The 23,755-nt window shown below is 62.9% G+C and carries 19 protein-coding genes and 2 tRNA genes; 6 read left to right on the forward strand and 15 right to left on the reverse strand.

All coding sequences use genetic code 11. The annotated features are described in order from the left end of the window. Positions 1–41 precede the first annotated feature (41 nt). The 3 genes from A985_RS0102645 to alaS form a co-directional block, all read right to left on the reverse strand. A complete protein-coding gene (locus A985_RS0102645) occupies positions 42–812 on the reverse strand; it encodes a class II aldolase/adducin family protein (protein ID WP_017231881.1) in 771 nt (256 codons plus the stop codon). A gap of 54 nt (positions 813–866) precedes the next feature. Further along, complete coding sequence (locus tag A985_RS0102650; RefSeq protein ID WP_017231882.1) at positions 867–2,132, reverse strand: YbfB/YjiJ family MFS transporter; 1,266 nt, start codon at positions 2,130–2,132, stop codon at positions 867–869. Positions 2,133–2,505: 373 nt separating this feature from the next. Next, positions 2,506–5,130 carry an alanine--tRNA ligase gene (alaS, locus tag A985_RS0102655; protein WP_017231883.1) on the reverse strand — a complete coding sequence of 875 codons (2,625 nt, stop codon included), beginning with the start codon at positions 5,128–5,130 and terminating at the stop codon, positions 2,506–2,508. A 243-nt stretch (positions 5,131–5,373) separates the two neighbouring features. Here alaS and A985_RS0102660 point away from each other — a divergent pair, with 243 nt between their 5' ends. From A985_RS0102660 to A985_RS0102670, 3 genes are all read left to right on the forward strand, one after another. Continuing rightward, the gene (locus A985_RS0102660; RefSeq protein ID WP_017231884.1) at positions 5,374–6,597 is read left to right on the forward strand and encodes a CaiB/BaiF CoA-transferase family protein; all 1,224 of its coding nucleotides are present in this window, start codon (positions 5,374–5,376) and stop codon (positions 6,595–6,597) included. 158 nt (positions 6,598–6,755) lie between these two features. Continuing rightward, positions 6,756–6,830: transfer RNA gene (locus A985_RS0102665), tRNA-Arg, on the forward strand. Positions 6,831–6,855: 25 nt separating this feature from the next. Continuing rightward, positions 6,856–8,217, forward strand: coding sequence for a hypothetical protein (locus A985_RS0102670; protein ID WP_198288637.1), 1,362 nt, complete (start codon positions 6,856–6,858; stop codon positions 8,215–8,217). Between the two features lie 48 nt (positions 8,218–8,265). Here A985_RS0102670 and A985_RS0102675 read toward each other — a convergent pair whose 3' ends face one another. The 5 genes from A985_RS0102675 to A985_RS0102695 all read right to left on the reverse strand — a co-directional run bounded on the left by A985_RS0102675 (position 8,266) and on the right by A985_RS0102695 (position 12,434). Next, positions 8,266–8,739 carry a WbuC family cupin fold metalloprotein gene (locus A985_RS0102675; protein ID WP_017231886.1) on the reverse strand — a complete coding sequence of 158 codons (474 nt, stop codon included), beginning with the start codon at positions 8,737–8,739 and terminating at the stop codon, positions 8,266–8,268. A 161-nt stretch (positions 8,740–8,900) separates the two neighbouring features. Further along, a complete protein-coding gene (gene rpsU, locus A985_RS0102680) occupies positions 8,901–9,113 on the reverse strand; it encodes a 30S ribosomal protein S21 (protein WP_017231887.1) in 213 nt (70 codons plus the stop codon). Between the two features lie 367 nt (positions 9,114–9,480). Further along, entirely contained in the window at positions 9,481–9,837 is a 357-nt protein-coding gene (locus A985_RS0102685) for a hypothetical protein (RefSeq protein WP_017231888.1), read from the reverse strand. Between the two features lie 197 nt (positions 9,838–10,034). After that, entirely contained in the window at positions 10,035–11,864 is a 1,830-nt protein-coding gene (locus tag A985_RS0102690) for a DEAD/DEAH box helicase (protein ID WP_026131588.1), read from the reverse strand. Positions 11,865–12,357: 493 nt separating this feature from the next. Next, positions 12,358–12,434: transfer RNA gene (locus A985_RS0102695), tRNA-Pro, on the reverse strand. A gap of 177 nt (positions 12,435–12,611) precedes the next feature. Here A985_RS0102695 and A985_RS0102700 point away from each other — a divergent pair. Together A985_RS0102700 and A985_RS0102705 are read left to right on the forward strand one after the other, a co-directional pair. Further along, a complete protein-coding gene (locus A985_RS0102700; protein ID WP_026131589.1) occupies positions 12,612–13,088 on the forward strand; it encodes a histidine phosphatase family protein in 477 nt (158 codons plus the stop codon). Positions 13,089–13,275: 187 nt separating this feature from the next. After that, complete coding sequence (locus A985_RS0102705; RefSeq protein WP_026131590.1) at positions 13,276–14,103, forward strand: GNAT family N-acetyltransferase; 828 nt, start codon at positions 13,276–13,278, stop codon at positions 14,101–14,103. A gap of 119 nt (positions 14,104–14,222) precedes the next feature. Here A985_RS0102705 and ppx read toward each other — a convergent pair whose 3' ends face one another. Then, on the reverse strand, positions 14,223–15,758 hold the full coding sequence (gene ppx / locus A985_RS0102710) for an exopolyphosphatase (protein WP_026131591.1): 1,536 nt from the start codon (positions 15,756–15,758) through the stop codon (positions 14,223–14,225). Between the two features lie 152 nt (positions 15,759–15,910). On the opposite strand from ppx, the gene ppk1 reads away from it, so the two are divergent. Then, positions 15,911–18,031: a polyphosphate kinase 1 gene (gene ppk1, locus A985_RS23930; RefSeq protein WP_017231893.1), complete on the forward strand. Its 2,121-nt coding sequence runs from the start codon at positions 15,911–15,913 to the stop codon at positions 18,029–18,031. A 52-nt stretch (positions 18,032–18,083) separates the two neighbouring features. On the opposite strand, the gene phoR is transcribed toward ppk1, so the two are convergent. The 6 genes from phoR to pstC form a co-directional block, all read right to left on the reverse strand. Further along, positions 18,084–19,427, reverse strand: a complete 1,344-nt coding sequence (gene phoR / locus A985_RS0102720; RefSeq protein ID WP_017231894.1) for a phosphate regulon sensor histidine kinase PhoR — start codon at positions 19,425–19,427, stop codon at positions 18,084–18,086. Between the two features lie 91 nt (positions 19,428–19,518). Further along, positions 19,519–20,220, reverse strand: coding sequence for a phosphate regulon transcriptional regulator PhoB (gene phoB / locus A985_RS0102725; protein WP_017231895.1), 702 nt, complete (start codon positions 20,218–20,220; stop codon positions 19,519–19,521). A 36-nt stretch (positions 20,221–20,256) separates the two neighbouring features. Then, on the reverse strand, positions 20,257–20,964 hold the full coding sequence (gene phoU / locus A985_RS0102730; protein ID WP_017231896.1) for a phosphate signaling complex protein PhoU: 708 nt from the start codon (positions 20,962–20,964) through the stop codon (positions 20,257–20,259). A 20-nt stretch (positions 20,965–20,984) separates the two neighbouring features. Then, complete coding sequence (gene pstB, locus A985_RS0102735) at positions 20,985–21,767, reverse strand: phosphate ABC transporter ATP-binding protein PstB (protein WP_017231897.1); 783 nt, start codon at positions 21,765–21,767, stop codon at positions 20,985–20,987. Positions 21,768–21,827: 60 nt separating this feature from the next. Beyond that, positions 21,828–22,724, reverse strand: coding sequence for a phosphate ABC transporter permease PstA (gene pstA / locus A985_RS0102740; RefSeq protein WP_017231898.1), 897 nt, complete (start codon positions 22,722–22,724; stop codon positions 21,828–21,830). Continuing rightward, positions 22,724–23,698 (reverse strand): phosphate ABC transporter permease PstC, encoded by a 975-nt coding sequence (gene pstC / locus A985_RS0102745; protein WP_017231899.1) that lies wholly within the window; start codon positions 23,696–23,698, stop codon positions 22,724–22,726. Before pstC ends, pstA begins: the two co-directional genes overlap by 1 nt. Between the last annotated feature and the right edge of the window lie 57 nt (positions 23,699–23,755).

Below are 23,755 nucleotides of genomic sequence, written 5' to 3' on the forward strand. Positions count from 1 at the left end.
CGGGCTTGCCGTGCGTTCCCGATGTTGCGCCCGCGCGGCGTTCAATCGCGAAACGAGGCGTCTATTCTATCCAGTTTGCGCAGCAGCGCAGGCCACTCGAGCACGCCTTCGATGGCGCCCCCATCTTCGAGCTGAAGCGCGGTCTTGTCCTGCACGGCCGGACTCGGCAGATGGGGCGCCGTACCGCCCGCCAGCGCCTGCAACTGGATCTCGCACGCCTTGATGAGCGTTGCCATCAGCACGAAGGCCTCGGCCACCGAGCGTCCCGTCGTAAGCGTGCCGTGATTGCGCAACAGCATGGCCGAATGCGCGCCGAGCGACGCCACGAGCCGCTCGCCCTCGGACGGCGAAAACGCCAGCCCCTCGTAATCGTGATATCCGATACGCTCGTGAAAACGCAGCGCGTGCTGCGAGATCGGCAGCAGACCTTGCGGCTGGATCGACACCGCGATACCTGCCGTGTTGTGCAAATGCATGACGCATACGGCGTCCGGACGTGCCGCGTGCACCGCGCCATGCAGCGCAAACCCGGTCACGTTCACCGGATGTTCGCTCTCGCCCACGATCTCGCCGGTCATCGTAATCTTCACCAGGTTCGACGCTGTCACCTCATCGAACGTCAGACCGAATGGATTGATGAGGAAGTGCCCCGGCTCTCCCGGCACCATCGCCGAGATATGGGTGTAGATGAGATCGTCCCAGCCATACAGCGCAACGAGCCGGTAACACGCTGCAAGGTCGACACGCATCTGGCGCTCGGCGTCGCTGATGGCGGTGGCGGCTTTTCTGCCCGCCTGCAGGGTAAAAGACATAGCAAGTTCCAAGGGGATGAGAGTGTCGCCGCGGCGCCTTGGCGCCCGGGCGCATCAAGGTGCGCGCTCGAGCGAGCGTCGCCAGTCCCATACGAAGCCGATCGCCCCGAACACCAGCGCGCCACTCGCACATAGCAGTGCTGCCGTGAAGTTACCGGTCGCCGCGACCAGAGGCGCCGCGACCAGCGGTCCAACGATCTGCCCGATCCCGTAGGATGCCGTCACCAGGCCGATCAGACCATTGGCATTGTCCCCACGCAGGCGTCGGCACTCGCGCACCGCGTACACGGTAATCGCCGTGAACGGCAGTCCGACCAGCACGCTACCCACCGCGAACCCCACGACGTTCGGCAGCACGATGCCGATGCCAACGCCCACCCCTTGCGTGACATAGCATGCCGCGAGCAGTAGACGATTGTCCCAGGCCTGTGGCGCCCGTGCACCGATGATCGCACCGGGCATCACCATGAGGCCGAGCAACGGAAAGAAGAGATCCGGCCACGGCGAGCCAGGCAGCGCCTGTCGCGCAATCACCGGAAGGAAGGTGGCGGTGATGATGTAGCCGAAGCCGGCAAATCCGTAGAGCACCGTGACGGGAATCACCGTCTCGCCGCTGCCATGATTGACGGCATGCGCCGCGGTTTGCGCCTGTGCGGCGTGCGTAGCGTGCCCGGGGTTTGCCGCGCCAGCTGCCGTCGCGGGTGCGGGGCCATCCGGCTCGAAGGTGCGCCAGATCAACGCGAGCAGCGCCAGCGCCAGCCCCCCGCACAGCAGCCAACCGCCGCGCGCAGGCCACGCGAGCGAGCTGTTCAGGCTCGCGAGCAGCCCCGTCACCACGATGCCGGCGCCGGGGCCCGCGAAAATCACGCCCCCCAGACTCGGCATGTGTAGCTCACCGAGCTTTCGGAAGGCCCAGCCGGCCGAGAACACCATCGCCCAGGCACTCATGATCCCCGCCAGCGTACGCACGACGGCCCACACGGCGAACGAATCGAGCAGGCCCATGGCGAGCGTCAGCGCGACGGTGAGCGCCAGTGCGAAACGCACGATGCGCGTCGGGGTGAAGCGCAGCCACATACACGACAGCGCGCCGACGAAGTAGCCCGCATAGTTGAGCGACGCGAGCCAACTGCCGTGTTGAATGTCGGTGAGGTGCTCATGCAGCATCAGCGGCAACATCGGCGTGAACGCGAAGCGGCCAATCCCCATGGCAATGGCGAGCGCGAGCATGCAAGACAGCGCAATGCGCCACGCCGCGCGCTCAGGGGACGGCTGGCGCGACGAGATGGCGCGGTCGGATTCGGTGAAAGTGGCGGGCATAACGGTAGCGGGGGAAAATCGCGCGACGACACGCGAGGTCTGCCGAATACTTTACATGCAAACCATCAGGACAAGCGGGGGTTCCCCTGTGGCATCAGGGGCAATGCGCGGCATTTTCCGTGCGCGTCCGCCTGAATCCTTTCGCTTGCGAAACACTGACCTCTCCCGCTTACAGATCCTTTCGAATACCGAAACTGTACTGCTGGGGCATCAGGCCACATGATAAAAAAACCCCAAGGGTCGGATCGCGATCCAACGCTTGGGGTTCTGTGCAACTTGCGTGCGGCAAGCGGCAAGCGCGATCCCGACGCGCTACCGGGGCTGGCAGGTCCCACAGCGAGCCGCGACGGACACCGCCGCGCTCGCCTCACCGTTACAGCTTGCCAGCCACCCAGCCCTGCACACCGGCGAGCGCCTGCGACAACTGCGACGGATCGGTACCACCGGCCTGCGCCATGTCGGGACGACCACCGCCCTTGCCGCCGACCTGTTGCGCGACGAAGTTGACCAGCTCACCCGCCTTGACCTTGCTGGTGGCGTCGGCCGTCACGCCGGCGATCAGGCTGACCTTGCCGCCCTCGACCGCCGCGAGCACGATTGCCGCGCTGCCCAGCTTGTCCTTGAGCTTGTCCATCGTCTCGCGCAGCGACTTGACGTCGGCGCCTTCGAGTTGCGCGGCCAGCACCTTCAGACCGCTCACATCGACGGCCTTCTCGAGCAATTCGTCGCCCTGGCTCGACGCCAGCTTAGACTTGAGTGCCGCCAGTTCCTTTTCCAGCGACTTGACCTGTTCCTGCACCTGCGCGATGCGTGGCGTCAGTTCGGCCGGCTGGGTCTTGAGCGCCGCAGCCGCTTCGTTGACCTGATCGTCGAGCTTCTGCACGAAACGCACCGAGTTGTCGCCGGTGATCGCTTCCACGCGGCGAATACCGGCGGCGACGCCCCCTTCCATCACGATCTTGAACAGGCCGATGTCGCCCGTGCGCGCCACGTGCGTACCGCCGCACAGTTCGCGCGACGTGCCGATATCGAGCACCCGCACTTCGTCGCCGTACTTCTCACCGAACAGCGCCATCGCGCCGCCCTTCACCGCGTCGTCAAACGACATCACGGCGGCCTGCGTCGGAGCATTGGCCAGCACTTCGGCGTTGACGATGTCCTCCACACGACGGATGTCGTCGGCCGTCATCGCGGCATTGTGGGCAAAGTCGAAACGGGTCTTGTCGGCGTCGACGAGCGAGCCCTTCTGTTGCACGTGGCCGCCCAGCACTTCGCGCAGCGCCTTGTGCATCAGGTGCGTTGCGGAGTGGTTGCGAACGGTGCGTGCGCGACGCACGGCATCGACCTGCGCCGTGACCGCCGCGCCCACGGTCAATTCACCCGATTCCAGCTTGCCGTAGTGACCGAAGACGTCAGCCTGAATCTTCTGCGTGTCCGACACACCGAAGCGGGCGCTGCCCGCCGTAATCAGCCCTTGATCGCCCACCTGGCCGCCCGACTCTGCGTAGAAAGGCGTGGTATCGAGCACTACGATGCCCTGCTGCCCGGCGGCGAGCTTGTTCACACTCGTGCCGTCGACGTAGAGCGCGGTCACCTTCGCGCCGTCGAGCGCGAGCTTGTCGTAGCCCTGGAAGCGCGTCTTGTCGCCGTTGTATTCGAGGGCCGTCGCCATCTTGAACTTGCCGGCGGCACGCGCCTGTTCGCGTTGACGCGCCATGGCGGCGTCGAAGCTCGCTTCGTCCACGGTGATGCTGCGCTCGCGGCAGACGTCCGCCGTCAGGTCGAGCGGGAAGCCGTACGTATCGTGCAGTTTGAAGGCGAGTTCGCCGTCGAGCGTAGTCACGCCGCGCTTGGCCAGATCGGCCAGGGCGCCGTCGAGAATCTCCATGCCGTTCTCGATGGTCTCGCCAAAGCGTTCCTCTTCCTGCTTGAGCACGTCGGTCACGCGCTGCTGCGCCTGCGCCAGTTCCGGATAGGCCGCGCCCATCTCGGCGACCAGGTCGGGCACGAGCTTGTAGAAAAACGGCGTCTTGCAGCCGAGCTTGTAACCGTGGCGGATCGCACGGCGGATGATTCGGCGCAGCACATAGCCGCGGCCTTCATTGCCCGGAATCACGCCGTCGACGATCAGGAACGAGCACGCGCGGATGTGATCGGCGATCACCTTGAGCGAGTTCGCGGCGAGATCGGTCACGCCGGTCTCACGGCCGGCCGCCTTGATCAGGTGCTGGAACAGGTCGATCTCGTAGTTGCTGTGTACGTGTTGCAGCACGGCCGCGATACGCTCCAGCCCCATACCGGTATCCACGCACGGCTTGGGCAGCGGCGTCATGTTGCCCTGCTCGTCGCGGTTGAACTGCATGAACACGAGGTTCCAGACTTCGATATAGCGGTCGCCGTCTTCTTCCGGCGATCCGGGCGGGCCGCCCCACACGTCTGCGCCGTGGTCGAAGAAAATTTCCGAGCACGGGCCGCACGGACCGGTGTCGGCCATCTGCCAGAAGTTGTCCGACGCGTAACGCGCGCCCTTGTTGTCGCCGATGCGGATGATGCGCTCGGTCGGCACGCCGACTTCCTTTGCCCAGATGTCGTAGGCTTCGTCGTCTTCCTGGTATACGGTCACCCACAGCTTGTCCTTGGGCAGTTTGTAGACGTCCGTCAGCAGTTCCCAAGCGTATTGAATGGCTTCGCGCTTGAAGTAATCGCCGAACGAGAAGTTGCCCAGCATTTCGAAGAACGTGTGATGGCGGGCCGTGTAGCCGACGTTTTCGAGGTCGTTGTGCTTGCCGCCCGCGCGCACGCTGCGCTGGGCCGTGGTCGCGCGCTTGTAGGGGCGCGTTTCGAGACCGAGGAAGACGTCCTTGAACTGCACCATGCCGGAGTTCGTGAACAGCAGCGTGGGGTCGTTGGACGGCACGAGGCTCGACGAGCGCACGATGGTGTGCCCCTTCGACTCGAAGAAGGTGAGGAATTTTTCCCGAATGTCTGCGACTTTCATAGCGTGCGAAGGAGCGTGGGGACCGGGCCAGTCAAGCTGGGCGGGGTATTTTGCAAACTTTTGATTATACGGGAAATCAGTCCCCCCACAGCGCCCAGCCAACAACCGCACTGCGAAACGGCGCTGGTCAGTTGCGCATTGCACACCGTAGACTTCAACGCGCTAGTTCCGCAATGCAAAACAATGTTCCGATCACAACGTCGGGACAGCAATCAGACGATGAAATCGAGGAGAGAGCGGACGATGGGTGCGCTGAGTCATATCCGGGTGTTGGACCTTTCGCGCGTGTTGGCCGGCCCATGGGCCACACAGAATCTGGCCGATCTGGGCGCGGACGTGATCAAGGTCGAGCGCCCCGGTGTCGGGGACGACACTCGCCGATGGGGGCCGCCTTATCAGCGTGACGCCGACGGACGCGAGACGGGCGAAGCCGCCTACTACCTCGCCGCAAACCGCAACAAGCGCTCGCTCACGTTGGATATCGCCTCTGGCGAAGGGCAGGCGATCGTCAAGGCATTGGCGGCGCAGAGCGACGTGATCGTCGAGAACTATAAAGTTGGTCAGTTGGCGAAATACGGGCTGGATTACGCGTCGTTGCGCGCCATCAAGCCCGATCTCGTCTATTGCTCGGTGACAGGCTTCGGCCAAGATGGCCCCTACGCGTCGCGCGCGGGCTACGACTTCATCGTGCAGGGGATCGGGGGCTTCATGAGCATTACGGGCGAGCGTGACGGCCTGCCGGGCGGCGGCCCACAGAAGGCGGGCGTCGCGATTGCCGATCTGATGACCGGGATGTACGCGACCATCGCCATCATGGCAGCGCTCACGCATCGTGACCGCACGGGAGTCGGTCAACACATCGACATGGCGCTGCTCGACACGCAGGTGGCGATGCTGGCGAACATGAACACGAATTATCTCGCAAGCGGCGAGGCACCGGTTCGCTGGGGCAATGCGCATCCGAACATCGTGCCGTACCAGACATTCCAGACGGCGGACGACGGCTGGATCATCGTGGCGGTGGGCAACGACGGCCAGTTCCGCAAGTTCGTGGAGGCTGGCGGCGAAGCGGCACTGGCGGACGACGCACGTTTTGCGACGAATCCATCGCGCGTGCGGCAACGGGAAGTGCTCGTGCCGATGCTCGCCGACATGGTGCGCAAGTTCGGGAAGGATGTCTGGATCGACAAGCTGGAAGCGGCGGGCGTGCCATGCGGGCCGATCAACACGTTGCCGGAGGTGTTCGCGAATCCGCAGGTGAAGGCGCGCGGCATGGAAGTGGCGTTGCCGCATCCGTCTGGGGGTGTCGCCCGGGTGGTCGCGAGTCCCATGAAGATGAGCGAGACGCCGCCGATCGCGCGCACCGCGCCGCCCACGTTGGGGCAGCACAGCGACGACATCCTGCGTGAACGCCTCGGCTTCGACGACGCCAGGATCGAGCAGCTGCGCGCCGAGGGTGTGGTTTGACACGGCCACGCCCGCATACACAACCGACGTGTTCGGCGACGCGTCAGCGGCATGAGCCAGATCGCGATCGCTGCTTTGACGGTGTCGCGCAAGGTCTTTTTGTTATACTCTTGCGCTCGCGAGACTGAAGGATGCCTGCGTCAAACCGTCATCGCGCCCTCCCTGTAGTTCAATGGATAGAACGAGTGCCTCCTAAGCGCTAGATACAGGTTCGATTCCTGTCGGGGGGACCAAATACGCATTTGGCGCATCGCAAGAATGGCCGAAATGCCCCGCGTAGCGGGGCTCGACGGGGCATTTTTGTTGCCTCCGCCCAATGCGATGACCGTGCCGGCGTTCCGCTATGGCGCCGCGCTTCGCAGCGACTCACTGCAGACCGCCTCCCCCCCCTTCTCACACCGCGCCAGCATCGGGCACTTCAAATATTTTGCCGTCCGGCAAAAGCATCTGCCCCGTTGGCAAAAGTGGCGTCGAAATGCAATGGCCCGCCTCCTCTATCATGTCCGGCGTGCCAGCTCCCTAGTATGTCGCAGATGTCGTAGGCGCTGCGTTGCCGCGCCATCTGCCCGGCGCCGTGATTTCGCCTGTCCTTGCCCCCTTTTCGATGCCAAGATTCGCATGACGAAGCCTTCGCAGCGCGCCGCTCACTCCCCAACCCCTTACGCCGGGGACACCCCTGCCGCCAATGCCATCGCCCATGCCTGGGCCCAGGTCGGCGCGGCACTCAGCCCGCATCCGAATTGCCCGCTTCCCGCCTGGACCGGCGGTGGCCAAACGTTGCATCAACATCTCTTGATCGTCGGCGCGGGAGACGACGCAGAACTGCTCAGTCAGCTCCGCCATCTGGAAATCGCCGCCGCTCGCTTTGGCAAGGTCGGATTTGTCGGCCCCGCGAGTTTGCGCCGACTGGTGGAATGGTCGATCGGGGAGCGCGTGGTTGTGCTCTCACGAATGCCGCGCGATGTATCGGACTGGGATTTGCGCTGCCCGCTTGGCACGCTTGCGCGCGTGCTGGGGCCGCAGGCCGCCTCGGCACACGCCGGACGGCCCTTTCTACGCGTTCCCGCTACCCCAGCACGGCACTGGCGCGATCGGCTTGCAGCGGCCGCACAGCACGGACTCTGCGTCGGCCTCGCGGGATTGCATGTCTTCGACGCCGAAGCCCAAGCGCCCGTGGCATGTGGCACCGCCCGATTCACTGCGCTTGCACCGCTGCTCTGCGTACCGGGCGTTTCCTGGGTACCACTGGGTCGCCCCGCCGGTGACACGTCCCACGCCATTCCGCCCGAAACCGTCGACTGGATCGACTGGCGCGCCGACTGTGATGATCTCGCCGACGAGGCCTCGCTCATCGACAACCTGGATCTGGTGATTTCTTTAGACGCCACACACGCGGACTTGGCCACAGGATTGGGCGTGCCGGTCTGGCGGTTGCATGCCGCGGCGACCATGTCCTGCGGCAACGAAGCCCGACGCGAGCCATCGGACAGCCCCGAGGGCGTCGCCGATGCGCGCGCCCCTCACCCACGCTTCGTCGGGGATGATTGGCACAGCGTCATCGACGCGGCGACCCAGGCACTGCTCGCCATGGCCACCGGGTTTCAAGGCTGGACGCGCTAACCGCCGCGCGCTACCGCCGAAAGTCCGCCGCAGCGGCACCTCCGTGCGTCAGGCGGCCCAGCGGTCGCCCACCTGTGCCGTCTTGACCCACGCCATGAACGCTGCCGCCTCGGGCGTATCTGCCGGCGCCGACCAACTCGCGTAGTCTGATTCGACGAACGGCCGATAAGGGCCGTGCTTTACCTCGAAAATCACGGCCCCCGGGTCCAGCGAAAGCACCGTGTGGAAGACGCCCTGCGCCGTCTCCGTTACGCTCGTGTCCTCGCCCAGCAGCTTGCGGTCCGTCACCACGCCTGCCTCGTCGAATGTCAGCACGACAAAGCGTCCGCGCAGCGCCGTGAGCAGTTCCCACGTGTAACGATGCAAGTGCGGGCGAATGTACGTCGCCGGCTCCATCGCAATGGCCAGGCGCTGAATCGGATCGTCCAGCGACTCATGCAGGTTCTGGTTCATGCGCGCACGCGGCGATTGCTCGGCTTGCTGGGTCAGCGCGTCGAGCGCAGCAAAAGTCAACGTTTTCATAGGGGAATCGTGGGGAGTCTGGGGGATGAAGCCTTCGCGGCATCGCGGCGACGGCCACGAGTGTAGCAAATCGATGGCCGCCGCCCGTCCATAAAAAAACCCGCCTCGCGGCGGGTTTCTCACTTCGCACTTCACTGCACCCGAAGGGTGCAACGCCGTGCTTAGTACATCTTCTTTTTCAGGGTCTGGCTGCGCAGACGCTTACGCAGACGGGCCACGGCAGCAGCCTTCTTGCGCTTGCGCTCGGCCGTCGGCTTTTCGTAAGCCGCACGTGCCTTGACTTCCTTGATCAGGCCCGTGCCATCGATGGCGCGGCGGAAACGACGCAGTGCGACTTCAACGGGTTCACCGTCTTTAATCAGAATCTTGGTCATGCAATAGCTCGTATAGTGAATTGGCTCGCGAGAGCCGCAAATTTAACTTACCGGGCAAAAACACCCTTCCCCGCCCTGCAAGAGACCTCTCCTGCCAGGCACGACGAACGGATTTGCCACGGACTGCACTACACCACATCCGGCGGGACCGCGAATCACCTCCTCTGCGATCTCCCGATTGGCTTTCAACGCCCGGCTCGCTTACCGCGAACCCTGCATCGCGCCTTCCAGACTGGCTGAACGGTTGATTGATGGCAAAGCGGCACGCTCATCGTTCGTCAATGAGAACCGCCTCCCTCGATGCCCAGATTTTGGACAAGGTCGGGATTATACACACAAATCGCGGAAAATGTACATGACTGGATTGTCAGCGATCGACAGCCGCGACCGCCGGCACTTTCACGGCCCTGGGCTTTGCCGTCCTGACGGACTTCACACCCATCGCCGCCTTTGCAGGTTTGAGAGACTTGGCCGCCTTCGCCGCCGTCGCCAATTCGAGGTCGATCGTGCGCTTGAGCCCTTCGATGATGGGCGCGGCCAGATCGTCGGCAAAATGATCGAACCAACGCTTGGCCTGCAGGAGCTTCTTTCCGCCAAGACGCCGCTTGTGATCCGCATCGTCGGCAAGCACCTTGGCCGAGAGTCGCGCGCGCCCCTTGGGCAGACGTTCGAGAACGGTAACGATGATGAACCCGCGATAAGGCGTCTTTTGCTCGGCAGACATATTGCCCCCTGATGTACCCGCCTCGCGACGGGCATGGACCGGATCGAAGCCACGATCTGAGTGACGTGGATGAATCTGATCGTACCACGACGCAATCTGCGTGCGCGCAGGCAGGCGATCGATGCGGGAAGTTCGCGCGGGCGACGGCGGCGACGGACCTCGCCCCGCCGCCCATTCACTACACGCCCGCCCCTCGCTCAGGAGGCAACGTGCAATGAATCCTCCGGAAACAGTTTGCGCATGAATAAAGAATCCCCGCTACCGGTGACAAGGAGCCGATGAGTCGCGCGTGTCGCCGCAATGTAAAAGAGGCGAGCCTCTTGCTTCAGATCGGCTTCATCCAGCGACATCGCTCCGACGCCGGGCACGGCTACGAACGGATACTCCAGGCCTTTGCTGGCGTGCATGGTCAATACGGTGACCGCGTCCGCACTGGGGGAAAACCGCTTGCGATCTCGCTGCTGCCACTGGTAGGGGATTCGCGCCTTCGCCAGCGCGTCAACGCACGCCTGGCCGACACTCCATGTCCGATAAACGATCGCCATGTCCTGCCACGCCGTGCCTTGCTGATGTGCCTGTCCCATTTGCTTCGAAATGGCTTCGGCCTCATCGGCAATCGACGGAAGTTTGATCAGCATGGGTTGTGGCCCCTCTCGCCCACAGCTGATCGGACGAATCAAAGGCACCCCATCGTCGTCAGTGGCCTTCGCGTCCAGAATGTCCTCGGCCACGCTCGCGGCAAGCGCGAGTATTTGCCGCGTATTCCGATAGTTGATCTTGAGAATCGTCGTGCGTCCCTGCGCCTGCACGCCAACGCTCTTGAAGCTGAATCCCTGCCGCTCGGAACGATTGAAGATCGATTGCGCATCGTCATACAGCACGAGCAAATGACGGCATTCCGGCGAAACCATTTGTACGACAAGCTTGAACCAGGACGGCTCGAAGTCGTGGCCCTCGTCGATCAGCACGGCGGCGTACTGCGCCGCAGGAATACTGCCTCGATCAACGGCGTTGATCACGCACTGAACCAGTTCCGCAAAAAACCGTTCACCCGCCCCTTTCGGGCGCGTGACGTGATAGGCATTCAATTGATCCGAACACCAACCGTGAAAATGTCGGACGATGACCTTGGCCGACAAGCCCTTGGCCTCCATGACCGATTGGATCTTTCGGGAAAGTGGCTCGCTGAAACAAAGCACCAACACGGGCTTGTCCGATTGCGTGGCCAGGTATTCGGCGCGATAACCGAGGATCATCGTCTTTCCCGACCCTGCCACGCCGTGAATGACGCGGTGACCATCGCCCAGGCTTCGTGCCAACTGCTCCTGCTGCACGTCCATGACGGCCATGATGTCGGGCAGTTCGATCTGATCCGACAGCAGGTCGAGCTGAGTCGCCTGCACGCGCACTTCCGGGAAAAGAATCCATCGAAATCGATCGATCTGCGGCAGCGTCAGTTTTTCGCGGAACTGGAACTTGAACATTTGCCACAACCGGGTCTGAAACGCTTCCGCGTCGACAGACTCCGTCATTTCGTCGGCGCAAATGACTCTCGAAGGCTCGAGCGCATGCCCCAAACCGCCATCCGTGAACTGCTTGCGCGTCATGTTCGGCAACACGACGCCGAACGTCCAGGGCAGTCGCAATTTCCCCGCGTAGGGATGCCCCGCAGGATTCACCAGTTGCGGATCCCGCTCAAGCGCATTGACGATGTCGAGCGTATATCGACGCGCCTGCTCAAGCGGACTGATGACGGTTTTGGGGCCGTTGCTCCCCAAAATTCGCCAGTCGCCGCGATCGGCACGCAGGACGGTCGAAACCTTCCAGTCCTTGACTTCGAGGATGAGCAACCCACGCTGAGGGTGAAGCACCACAAAGTCCGGATACGACTGCATCGTGGCGACGGGAACGTCATACCAGATCAGATAGTCGTTTTCGAGTTTCTGCTCCAGCCGCTCGGCGAGTCTGCGTTCGCCGGGCTGCATTCTGCCCGCGCACGAGGACAGAGAGGGAATGATCGTTGCCATGCGCTTCCAAGATTTAACGAAATTGGCCGTCAAAGTATCGATGTATCGTCTTTGAAGTTATCCAGCTTTCGTTATCGTTTGCAAGGCCAGCACGTTTCGTCAAACCGCCAGAACGTATGCACACCGACGTCACGGGGCGGCTCAAGGCCGCTGCGCGGCTAGCGCAGTTGCGACGAGCCAATTAGCCCGTTCGTATGAATATCGGATACATCCCAACCGGAAGCCTCGCTCGGCGGTTAAGTCATTCGACAATGCGAGATACGCGATGCGCGTCCACGACCGTCGCGTGAATTTACATTGGATTACTAATCAACATGGAGGCAAGAGACCGTCATGGCGCGCAAATGGCATGCCCAGCGCGCGGCAGGGACACGCATAACGAACCACGCGGCGCATGCACACGCGCAAGACGTTGTCGTTAATGCCGTTGGGAAATTGCAAGGGCAGAGAATAGGGACAATAGATGTTGCCTGTCCCAACCCCTTGAATTTAGTGGTCGGAGCGATAGGATTCGAACCTACGACCCTCTGATCCCAAATCAGATGCGCTACCAGGCTGCGCTACGCTCCGACGAAGAGCACGCATTCTAGTGGGTTCGGCGCACCGCGTCAAATCAATGTGCGCCGCGTCGGCATTTTTCCATCCACCGCTGGCACAATAGTCGTCTCGCAGCGGCTCGCCGACGGTCATGCCGTCGCCACGAAACCCCGTCATAGTGGGAGGTTCACCATGTCCGAACCTGTGTCGATGAACCTGATTCTCTGGCGTCACGCCGACGCCGAAAACCTGCCTGCCTCCCTCGCCCTCAGTGCCCAGGCCGATCTGGCCCGCGAGCTCACCGACCGTGGCCGCAAACAGGCCGAAAAGGCCGCCCAATGGCTGCGCCCGCGTCTCCCAGAAGACGCTCTTATCCTCTCCAGCCCTGCGTTGCGGGCGGTCCAGACCGCTCAGGCGCTTACCCCCAAACCACGCATCGTGCACGATCTCGCCCCCGGCGCGAACGCCATGACGCTGCTGGGGACGATCGGCTGGCCCGGCAACGTCCAGACGGTCGTGCTCGTCGGCCACCAACCCGCCCTCGGCCAACTCGCCGCCCTGCTGCTGACCGGCCAGGAAGCCTACTGGACGATCAAGAAGGCCGGCATCTGGTGGCTCTCCTCACGCCGCCGCGAAGACGAGAGCCAGGTGGTCGTGCGCGCCGTCGTCAATCCCGACCTGCTCTAAACCGAAGGCGACGGCGGCGCCTCCCTCTCCTTCCCCCCCGTGAATTGGCTGGCGCAAGGGGCCCAAAACGCGCCCTGACATCATGACACCGGACGTTTTGTCATAGAATTGTCACATACCGTTCACGGAATCGACATTGATGCTTTTTAAAGTACGTCGCAACGCGACCGTCAAACAAAGGGCCTTTATGCGCGACCTGCCGAACCCCACCATGCCGCTCTCTTCGTTGACCCCCAACTCGCGGAGGCGTCTTCCTCGCCCTGAAACGCCTCTCAAGCCGAATCTGGGTGTGGCGTGGGCACGCGACGAAAGCGAGCTTCGGGAAGCCCAACGCCTGAGATACCACGTCTTTGCCGAAGAAATGGGCGCGTCGGTCAAGGGCCCCGCAGGCCTGGATGTCGACGAGTACGACCAATACTGCGACCACTTGATCGTACGCGATCAGGACTCGCTCAAGGTGGTCGGCACCTACCGCGTACTGCCCCCGGGTCAGGCCAAGCGCCTTGGCCGTTTGTACTCCGAAGGGGAATTCGATCTCTCCCGGCTGGACCATCTGCGCCCGAAGATGCTCGAAACCGGCCGCTCGTGCGTGCATGCCGAATACCGCAACGGCGCCGTCATCATGGCGCTCTGGAGCGGTCTGGCCGAGTATATGCTGCGCAACGGCCTGGAGACGATGCTCGGTTGCGCCAGCGTGCCGATGGCCGACGGCGGCCACTACGCCGCCAGCCTCTATCGCAAGCTGCAGGACACCGCCATGGCGCCGGCCGAGTACCACGCCGTGCCGCGCATCGCGCTGCCGGTGAGCGAGCTGCAATCGACGCTGGAGGTCGAGCCGCCCGCCCTGGTCAAGGGATACCTGCGCCTAGGCGCCCGTATTTGCGGCGCCCCGGCCTGGGACCCCGATTTCAACACCGCCGACTTCCTCACGTTGTTCCGCCTGTCCGACATCAACCCGCGCTACGCACGCCATTTTCTTGGCGCGGAACTGCTGAACAAGCTCAAACAGGCCTGAACGCCTGCCGCCTCCGCCCAAGTCGTCCGTCCCGCCAACGGACACAAAAAAGCCCGGCAGATGCCGGGCTTCGTCGTTTGCCCCCCCTCGCCCTCAACAGGCGGGCTGGCCCTCATGCGTCAGGCGTACACGACCTTGTAGCGCATGCCGATCTTCTCCCACTCCTGCGCCTCACGCTGCAGGCTATAGTCGGTCAGCGGATTGGCGTCGATCCACGCGCGTGCCACCGACACCATGAAGCCATCGCCAAGCCGTTTGACCTCGATGGCGTCCGGCAACGCATCCGTGCGGCGGCGACAAAACAATACCGCCAGGCGCAGACAGAACAACAGTTGCCAATCGACCTGCTGCGCCTGTGAGGCCAACTTGCCCAGCTTGCCGACATGCCCCAGCAACAGCTCGGCCAATCGCGCCTGATCGGGGCGCGAAAAGCCCGGCATGTCCGCGTTGCTGCCGATATACGCCGAATGCTTGTGGTACGCGCTGTGCGAGATCGACAATCCCATCTCGTGCAGCGACGACGCCCAGTTGAGCAACGCCTCGCCTTCCCCGCGACCGTCGTCCAGTTCCCCCGCCGCGCCGTCGTCCTCAAGCACCTCGACCGGCAATTGGCGATACAGCCGAATCGCCAGGCGTCCTACACGCTCGGCCTGTGCACGGTCCACGCCATACCGACGCACGAACTGCTCGACGGTCACCGCCCGCATATCCTGATGCTGGGTACGCCCCAGCAAGTCGTACATCACGCCGAGCCGCAGCGCGGCGTCGGTCGTCTCCATATGCTCGACCTCGAGTTCATTGAAGACGGACAACATGATGGACAGGCCGCCCGGCAGCACCGGAATTCGATCTTGCTTGAGCCCCGCCAGCTTGAGGCGGTTGGCGTTCTCCGCCTTGATAAGCGCGCGCTTGAGGCGCTCGAGCCCACCGCGCGTGAGGCCGTGCAAACCGCCGTCGTTGAACCCATTGGCTTCGAGCAATTCGGCCAGCGCACGTGCCGTTCCCGACGAGCCGATCGCCTGCGACCAGGCGGCGTCACGATAAGTCGCCGCAATGATCTGGATCTCGCGACGAGCGGCCAGTTCGGCCTGCTTCATCGCGTATTCGTCGACGTTGCCGCTGGGAAAGAACTGCCGGCTATGACTCACGCAGCCGATATACAGGCTCTCCATGATGAGCGGCTCGTAATCCTGCCCGATAATGAATTCGGTGGAGCCCCCCCCAATATCCACGACAAGTCGGTTACCCTGGCACGTCGGCACCGAGTGTGCGGCACCCGCATAGATCAGGCGCGCCTCTTCCCGCCCGGCAATGACTTCGATGGGAAACCCGAGCGCGTGCTGTGCCTCACCAAGAAAATCGTCGGCGTTCTTGGCGACACGCAGCGTGTTCGTGGCCACCGCGCGGACCTTGTCGGGATGAAAGCCCCGCAGCCGCTCGCCAAAGCGCTTGAGGACGTCCCAGCCGCGTTGCTGCGACGGATGATCGAGGTACTTCTCGTCGTTCAGGCCCGCCGCCAGCCGAACCGGCTCGCGCAGCGCATCCACCTGATAGATCTGCGTGCCGGCGGACGTTTCCTCCACGCGGCCGATGATCAGGCGAAAACTGTTCGAGCCGAGATCGACGGCCGCTAACAAGGGCGAGGGAGTACTCATGTCGGGATGCGCCTGAGCGAAGGGTGCCGGAGTGGAGGACGTATCACACGAAAAGCATGACGCGCACTCGACAAATAAATGACGAATACGCTACAAATCGAATATGACACGTCGTTGACAAATGTGAACGTCATATAACTGTAACAATACGGATGAAGAATTCACGCCAATCCCATGTCTTTCGCACGGTCACCATGAATTATCCGCTGCTCAACCGCGAGCTGGGCATTCTGGCGTTCAATGAACGCGTACTCGCCCAGGCAGCCGACCCCGCAACGCCGCTGCTGGAACGCCTTCGCTTCGTCTGTATCGTGAGTAGCAATCTGGATGAGTTCTTCGAAATCCGCGTCGCCGGGCTGAAGGAGCAGATGCGCGAAAATCCGGGCATGCTCACACCCGACGGCATGACGTTCCAGCAAGTTTACACGCAAGTTTGCGCCCGGGCGCAAGCGCTGGTGGAAAAGCAGTACGCGATGTTCGATAGCCTGCTGCCCTGCCTCGAAGCCGAAGGCATCGCGTTTCACCCGTCCGGCCAGTGGAACGACGCCCAGGTCGAATGGGCCCGCGACTACTTCCTGCGCGAACTCGTGCCGGTCCTCACGCCGATCGGGCTCGATCCCGCACACCCGTTCCCACGCGTGCTCAACAAGAGCCTGAACTTCGCCGTCGAACTCGAAGGCAAAGACGCCTTCGGACGCGACGCCGAACTCGCCATCGTCCAGGCCCCGCGCGCCCTGCCCCGGCTGGTTCCCATGCCTCCAGGGCTCGCCCCCTTGCCGAACAGCTTCGTGCTGCTCAGCTCGCTCATGCTGCGCTTCGCCAGTGAACTGTTCCCAGGACTCACGGCCAAAGGCTGCCATCAGTTCCGCGTCACGCGCAACAGCGATCTGTTCGTCGACGAGGACGAAATCACCAACCTGCGCACCGCGCTGCAAGGCGAACTCCCGGCCCGCCATCTCGGCGACGCCGTACGTCTCGAAGTCGATGCCGGCACGCCGTCGCGCCTCGTGCGACGCCTCCAAACGGAATGCGGCCTGACTGACTCGGACTGCTACCGCGTCAAGGGCCCCGTCAACCTCGTGCGCCTGATGCCGCTGCCCGAGATGGTCGACCGCCCGGACCTCAAGTTCGCGCCATTCGTGCCGGCGCTGCCCAAGCGCATGAGCGCGGCGCCCGCGATATTCGACCTCATCGACCAGGGCGACCTGCTGCTGCATCACCCGTATGACAGCTTCCAGCCGGTGCTGGAGCTGCTGCTGCAAGCCGCTCGCGACCCTGACGTGGTGGCCATCAAGCAAACGATCTACCGTACCGGCAACGAATCCGCGCTGATGGATGCCCTGATGGAGGCGGCCCGCAACGGCAAGGAAGTCACGGTCGTGGTGGAGCTGCTTGCGCGCTTCGACGAAGAGACCAACATCAACTGGGCAGCACAGCTCGAAGCGGTCGGCGCTCACGTGGTCTACGGCGTGGTCGGTCATAAGTGTCACGCGAAGATGCTGCTCGTCGTGCGCCGCACGCGTCAGGGCAAGAAGACGTTCCTCAAACGCTACGTCCATCTCGGCACCGGCAACTATCACCCGCGCACGGCCCGTCTGTACACGGACTTCGGCCTGATGACCGCCGACGAGGCGCTGTGCGCCGACGTCCACATCGTCTTCCAGCAACTGACAGGCATCGGCCGGCAGACCCAGTTGCAGGGCCTGTGGCAATCGCCGTTCACGATGCACACGCATCTGCTCGAGGCCATCCGGCACGAGACGGAAGCGGCCGCGGCCGGCAAGAAAGCCCGCATCATCGCGAAAATGAATGCGCTGCTCGAACCGACGATCATTGCCGAACTGTACAAAGCGGCGCGCGCGGGGGTGAAAATCGATTTGATCGTGCGCGGCGTGTGCTCGCTGCGCGCCGGTGTACCGGGCCTTTCCGAGAACATTACCGTGCGCTCGATCGTCGGGCGCTTTCTCGAGCACCATCGCATCTATTACTTCTATGCGAACGGCGACGAGAAAGTCATGCTTTCAAGCGCCGACTGGATGGAGCGCAACTTCTTCCGTCGCGTGGAGGTGGCCTTTCCGGTACGAGACAAGCGCCTGAAGGCCCGCGTGATTCGCGAGGGTCTGATGGTGCACCTGCGTGACAACACCGCCGCATGGCTGATGCGTCCGGACGGCACCTACGTGCGTCGCAAGCCGGGCAAAAGGCCGTTCAACAGCCAGATGGCATTGATGCAGGAACTCGCCCAGCACGTACAGACCGGTACGCGCGGCTGACCGGTCATCGGTCAGCCGTGCGCGTGTGCGGTGCGCGCCAAGTCGCCCAGGTTTAGCCGTCTACGGTCAAACGTGGCGCGGCGGCGTCGACCGGCGCGCGCTGCGTCACGCGCGTGGGCGGAAACTGAATGGCGAACGTGCTGCCGCGCCCCACCTCGCTCGTCACCTTCAGATCCGCCTGATGGCGCGTCAGCACGTGCTTGACAATCGCGAGGCCGAGGCCGGTACCGCCCGTATCGCGCGATCGGCTGCGGTCGATACGGTAGAAGCGTTCTGTGAGCCGAGGAATATGTTCCGCCGGAATCCCCAGCCCGGAGTCGGTCACCGCGAAGCGGGCACCGCCGTCGTCCGTCGGCCCCCACTCGATGCGGATTTTGCCGCCCGGCGGCGTGTAGCGCACCGCATTGCTCACCAGATTGCTGAACGCGCTGTGCAGCTCGCCTTCGGCGCCACGCAAATCGAGTCCGTCGGCCTGCGTGACTTCGATCACATGTTGCCCCTGCGAGAGCCCTTCGGCGTCGCTGCGTAGCGAGCGCATCTGCATGCCCATATCGATGCGCTCGTCCGGCGGCGGCTTGCCGCTGCCTTCGAGCTTCGCCAGCGTGAGCAGATCGTTCACGATGTTCTGCATACGCGAGGCCTGCTGGCGCATGATCTCGACATAGCGCTGGATCTCCTCGGGCGAGAGCGGCAGCTCGCCGACCGTCTCCAGAAATCCGGAGAGCACGGTCAGTGGCGTCTTGAGTTCATGCGAGACGTTGGCCACGAAGTCACGGCGCATCGAGTCGGTGCGTTCGAGATCGGTGACGTCGAGCGAAATCATGAGCTTGCGATGGTCGCCATACGGGAACACCTGCATGGACAGCACGTTGTTGCGCTTCTCGCCCATGTGGTGCATGAGCAGCGCCTCGTCGTAGCGCTCCGACGACAGGTAGTGCACAAAGGCCGGTGTGCGCAGGAGATGCGTGATTTGCTGACGCAGATCACGCTTGGCGTCGATACCGAAATGCGACTCGGCAATCGCATTGCACCACTCGATCTGGTTGTGCTCGTCGAGCATGATCACGCCGTTGGGCGATGCCTGGATCGCCTGGATGAAGCGAGCGTGCTGTTGTTCCACCTGCTTGACCTGGTTATGCCAGCGCTTGGCCAGCTTGTGCAGCCGGTAATAGATTTCCCCCCACAACCCGAGTGCACTCGGCACCTCACCATAGACTGGGGCGTCAAGCAAACGCCAGAGGCGCTGGGCGTGATAGACGTTGAAGAGGACTTGTGTGACCAGCAGAAAGATGGCCGCGATATAGCCCACGCTCGCGCCAAAGAACCAGCCGATGGCCGTCGAGATGAAGGCTTGCAGGATCAGGAGCGTCAGCGCACGGGCCCAGATGATATTCATAGACGATGCACAGGGGTTTTGCCGCCCACGCCCCATGGGACAAGGGCGGCATTGGCACGGCAGGCCTCGCCCGAAGGCGAGGCGCGATGCCTCAAGCCGACTTCGTCAAACGGTAGCCGCTGCCGCGTACGGTCTCGATCATAGCATCGTGGCCGGCCGGCTTGAGCGCGGCGCGCAGACGCTTGATGTGCACGTCCACCGTGCGCTCTTCCACGAACACGTGATCGCCCCACACCTGGTCGAGCAACTGCGAGCGGCTGTGCACGCGCTCCGGATGCGTCATGAAGAAGTGCAGCAGGCGGAATTCCGTCGGTCCCAAATCCACCTTGATGTCGCCGCTCGACTGATGGCTCGTAACGCGATGCGTCGCCGGATCGAGCTTCAGGCCGTTCACGCTCACCGCGTCTTCGGTCAACTGCGGCGCACGGCGTCGCAGCACGGCCTTGATCCGCGCCATCAGTTCCTTCGGCGAGAACGGCTTGGTGACGTAATCGTCCGCGCCGATCTCCAGGCCCATCACCTTGTCCTGCTCTTCGCTGCGGGCGGTGAGCATGATGATCGGCACGTGCTTGGTGCGCTCGTTTGCCCGAAGCTCTCGTGCGAACGTCACGCCTGACTTGCCTGGCAGCATCCAGTCAAGCAGCACCAGGTCGGGCAGCACGTCACTGATCAGCGTGAGTGCCTGCTCGGCGTTGTAGGCCCGAATCGGATAGTGACCCGCGTGTTGCAGATTAACGGAGATCAGCTCGGAGATCGCCGGCTCGTCTTCCACGATCAGAATGCTGCTGGGCATCGGTTTCCTCTCAAACCTTCAATGATGTCGGGCCGTTCATTCGCCTTGCACTTGGCGCTGCAGGTCTTCGCGCGAAATGTGCCGGACGTCGGTGCCCTTGACAATGTAAATGATGAATTCCGCAATGTTCTTCGCGTGATCGCCGATGCGCTCGATCGCCTTGGCGATGAACAGGAATTCCAGGCCCGCCGAGATGGTGCGCGGATCTTCCATCATGTAGGTCACCAGCTTGCGCACGAAGCCACGGAATTCGTTGTCGATGGCCTTATCGTCGCGCACGATCTCGGCCGCGGCCACGATGTCGAGACGCGCAAACGCGTCGAGCGTGCGGCGCAGCAACTGAGCGGCCATGTCGCCCGAGAGTTTGATCTCGGCGAAGTTCACGGTTTGCGCCGCGCCGTCTTCCAGGAGGTGACGGGTACGCTTGGCGATCTTCTCGGCCTCGTCGCCTGCGCGCTCGAGGTTGGTGATCGACTTCGAGATCGAGAGCAGCAGGCGAAGATCGCGCGCGGTCGGCTGGCGACGGGCAATGATCTTGCTGCACTCTTCGTCGATCTCGACTTCCATGGTGTTCAGGCGCTGCTCGGTGGCGATCACTTCGTCGACCAGAGCACGGTCGAACGTGTTGAGCCCCCGCATGGCCGTCACGAGCTGCGATTCGACCAGGCCGCCCATTTCAAGAACGCGCGAGCAAAGCTGATTCAGGTCCGAGTCGAACTGGCTGGAAAGGTGTTTGTCGTTCATATCGAAATTCCTCGTGGGCATCAACCGAAACGGCCGGTGATGTAGTCTTCGGTCTCTTTACGGTCCGGCTTGATGAAGATCTTCTCCGTTTCCCCGAATTCGATCAATTCGCCCAGATACATATAGGCGGTGAAGTCCGAGCAACGTGCCGCCTGCTGCATGTTGTGCGTGACGATCACCACGGTGTAGTCGTCCTTGAGTTCGGCGATCAGCTCTTCGATACGGCCCGTGGAGATCGGGTCGAGCGCCGAGCACGGCTCGTCGAGCAGCAGCACTTCCGGGCGGATCGCAATGCCGCGCGCAATGCACAGTCGCTGTTGCTGACCGCCGGACAGGCCGTAGCCCGACTGTTGCAGCTTGTCCTTGACTTCGCCCCACAGCGCCGCCTTGGTCAGCGCCCACTCCACGCGGTCGTCCATTTCCGAGCGCGAGAGCTTTTCGAACAGGCGCACACCGAACGAGATGTTGTCGTAGATCGACATCGGGAACGGCGTCGGCTTCTGGAACACCATGCCGACCTTCGCGCGCAGCAGCGCAATGTCCTGCTTCGAGGTCAGCAGGTTTTCACCGTCCATGTTGATCTCGCCCTCGGCGCGTTGCTCCGGGTACAGGGCGTACATCTTGTTGAACGTGCGCAGCAGCGTCGATTTGCCGCAGCCCGATGGGCCGATGAAGGCCGTGACCTTGCGGTCGGGAATGCGCAGGTTGATGTTCTTGAGCGCGTGGTATTTGTCGTAGAAGAAGTTCAGGTTATTGACTTCAATCTTCGAGGGCAGTTTGATGTCTTGCGTCGGATTCGTCATGGTCGTCTTAACCGTCAGGTATGCGTGGTGTCGTCGCGTTGTATCGTCTCGCGTTGCCGCTTACTTCTTGGCAAACAGCGTGCGCGCCAGGATGTTCAGCAGCAGCACCCCGAGGGTGATGATGAACACGCCCGCCCAGGCGAGCGACTGCCACTCCGCAAACGGGCTCATGGCAAATTTGAAGATCGTGACCGGCAGGTTGGCCATCGGCTGATTCAGGTTCATCGACCAGAACTGGTTCGACAGCGCCGTGAACAGCAGCGGTGCCGTCTCGCCCGCGATACGCGCCACGGCGAGCAGCACGCCCGTCACGATACCGGCGATCGACGCCTTCAGCGTAATCTTGACGATGATGCGCCACTTCGGCGTGCCCAGAGCGAACGCGGCCTCACGCAAGTTGTTCGGCACGAGCTTGAGCATGTTCTCGGTCGTACGGATCACGATCGGGATCTGCAGCAGCGCGAGCGACACAATGCCGGCCCACGCCGAGAAGTGCCCCATCTGTGCCACGACCAGCGCGTACACGAACAGGCCGATCACGATCGACGGCGCCGAGAGCAGAATGTCGTTGATGAAGCGGGTGAGGCTCGCGAGCCACGACTTCTGACCGTACTCGGCCAGGTACACCCCGGCCAGAATACCCAGTGGCGTGCCGAGGAACGTGGCCACACCGACCATCACGACACTGCCCGCGATGGCATTGGCGAGCCCCCCGCCAGCCGTGTTCGGCGGCGGCGTCATTTCAGTGAACAGCGACAGCGACAGACCGCCGATGCCCAGCGAGAGCGTGGTGTAGAGAATCCACAGCAGCCAGATCAGGCCGAAGGCCATGGCCGCGAGCGACATCGCGATCGCAAAAATGTTCTTGCGGCGACGGTAAGCTTGCAGCCGCACGCGGGTCACGGCGTCGGTCGGCTTCACGGCTGGGGTTTCCAGTTCGAGCGCTTGTTGGGTCATTATTTACCTTCGCTTTTCTCAAGGCGCAACAGCATGAGCTTGGACAGCGCCAACACCACAAAGGTGATGAAGAACAGAATCAGGCCGAGCTCCATCAGGGCGGCCGTATGCAGCCCCGGGCCGGCTTCGGCGAACTCGTTGGCGAGCGCCGAGGTAATGCTGTTGCCCGGCGAATAGAGCGATACGTTGTCGAGCAGGTTCGTGTTGCCGATCACGAAGGTCACGGCCATGGTCTCGCCAAGCGCGCGGCCCAGCCCTAGCATGACGCCACCGATCACCCCCGTCTTCGTGAAGGGCAGCACCACGCGCCACATCACCTCCCAGGTGGTGCAGCCAATGCCGTAGGCCGACTCCTTGAGCAGCACGGGCGTGACTTCGAACACGTCGCGCATGACCGAGGCAATGTACGGAATGATCATGATCGCGAGGATCACACCGGCGGGCAGAATACCGATGCCCAGCGGCGGTCCCTGGAACAGCGCGCCGATGACCGGGACGTTGCCGAGCAGCGTCTGCAGCGGCTTCTGGAAGTACTGGCTGAAGATCGGGGCGAAGATCAGCAGGCCCCACATCCCGTAGACAATGCTCGGGATGGCGGCGAGCAGCTCGATGGCCGTACCGAGCGGGCGGCGCAGCCATACGGGCGAGAGTTCAGTCAAGAACAGCGCAATGCCGAAGCTGACCGGCACCGCGATGATGAGCGCAATGAGCGACGTGACGAGTGTGCCGTAGATCGGCACGAGCGCGCCGAAGTGATCGGCGGGCGGATCCCATTCCTTCGTCCACAAGAAGGCGAAGCCAAATTTCTGAATCGACGGCAGTGCGCTGTACATCAGCGACACGATGATGCCACCGAGCAAGAGCAGCGTAATGAGCGCGGCCGCGCGGGTGAGCAGCGCGAAAAGAAAGTCGCCAACGGAAGACGGAGCGCGCTGCGCGCCTGCTGTTGCGAGGGGGCGGGTGGCTTCTGCCATGATGTCGTCTCAGCGTGAGCGCGCCGCCTGCCGTTGCCAGATCAGAGGTCGGGCTTC

The organism is Pandoraea sp. B-6 (genome assembly GCF_000282835.1).
Taxonomy (GTDB): domain Bacteria; phylum Pseudomonadota; class Gammaproteobacteria; order Burkholderiales; family Burkholderiaceae; genus Pandoraea; species Pandoraea cepalis.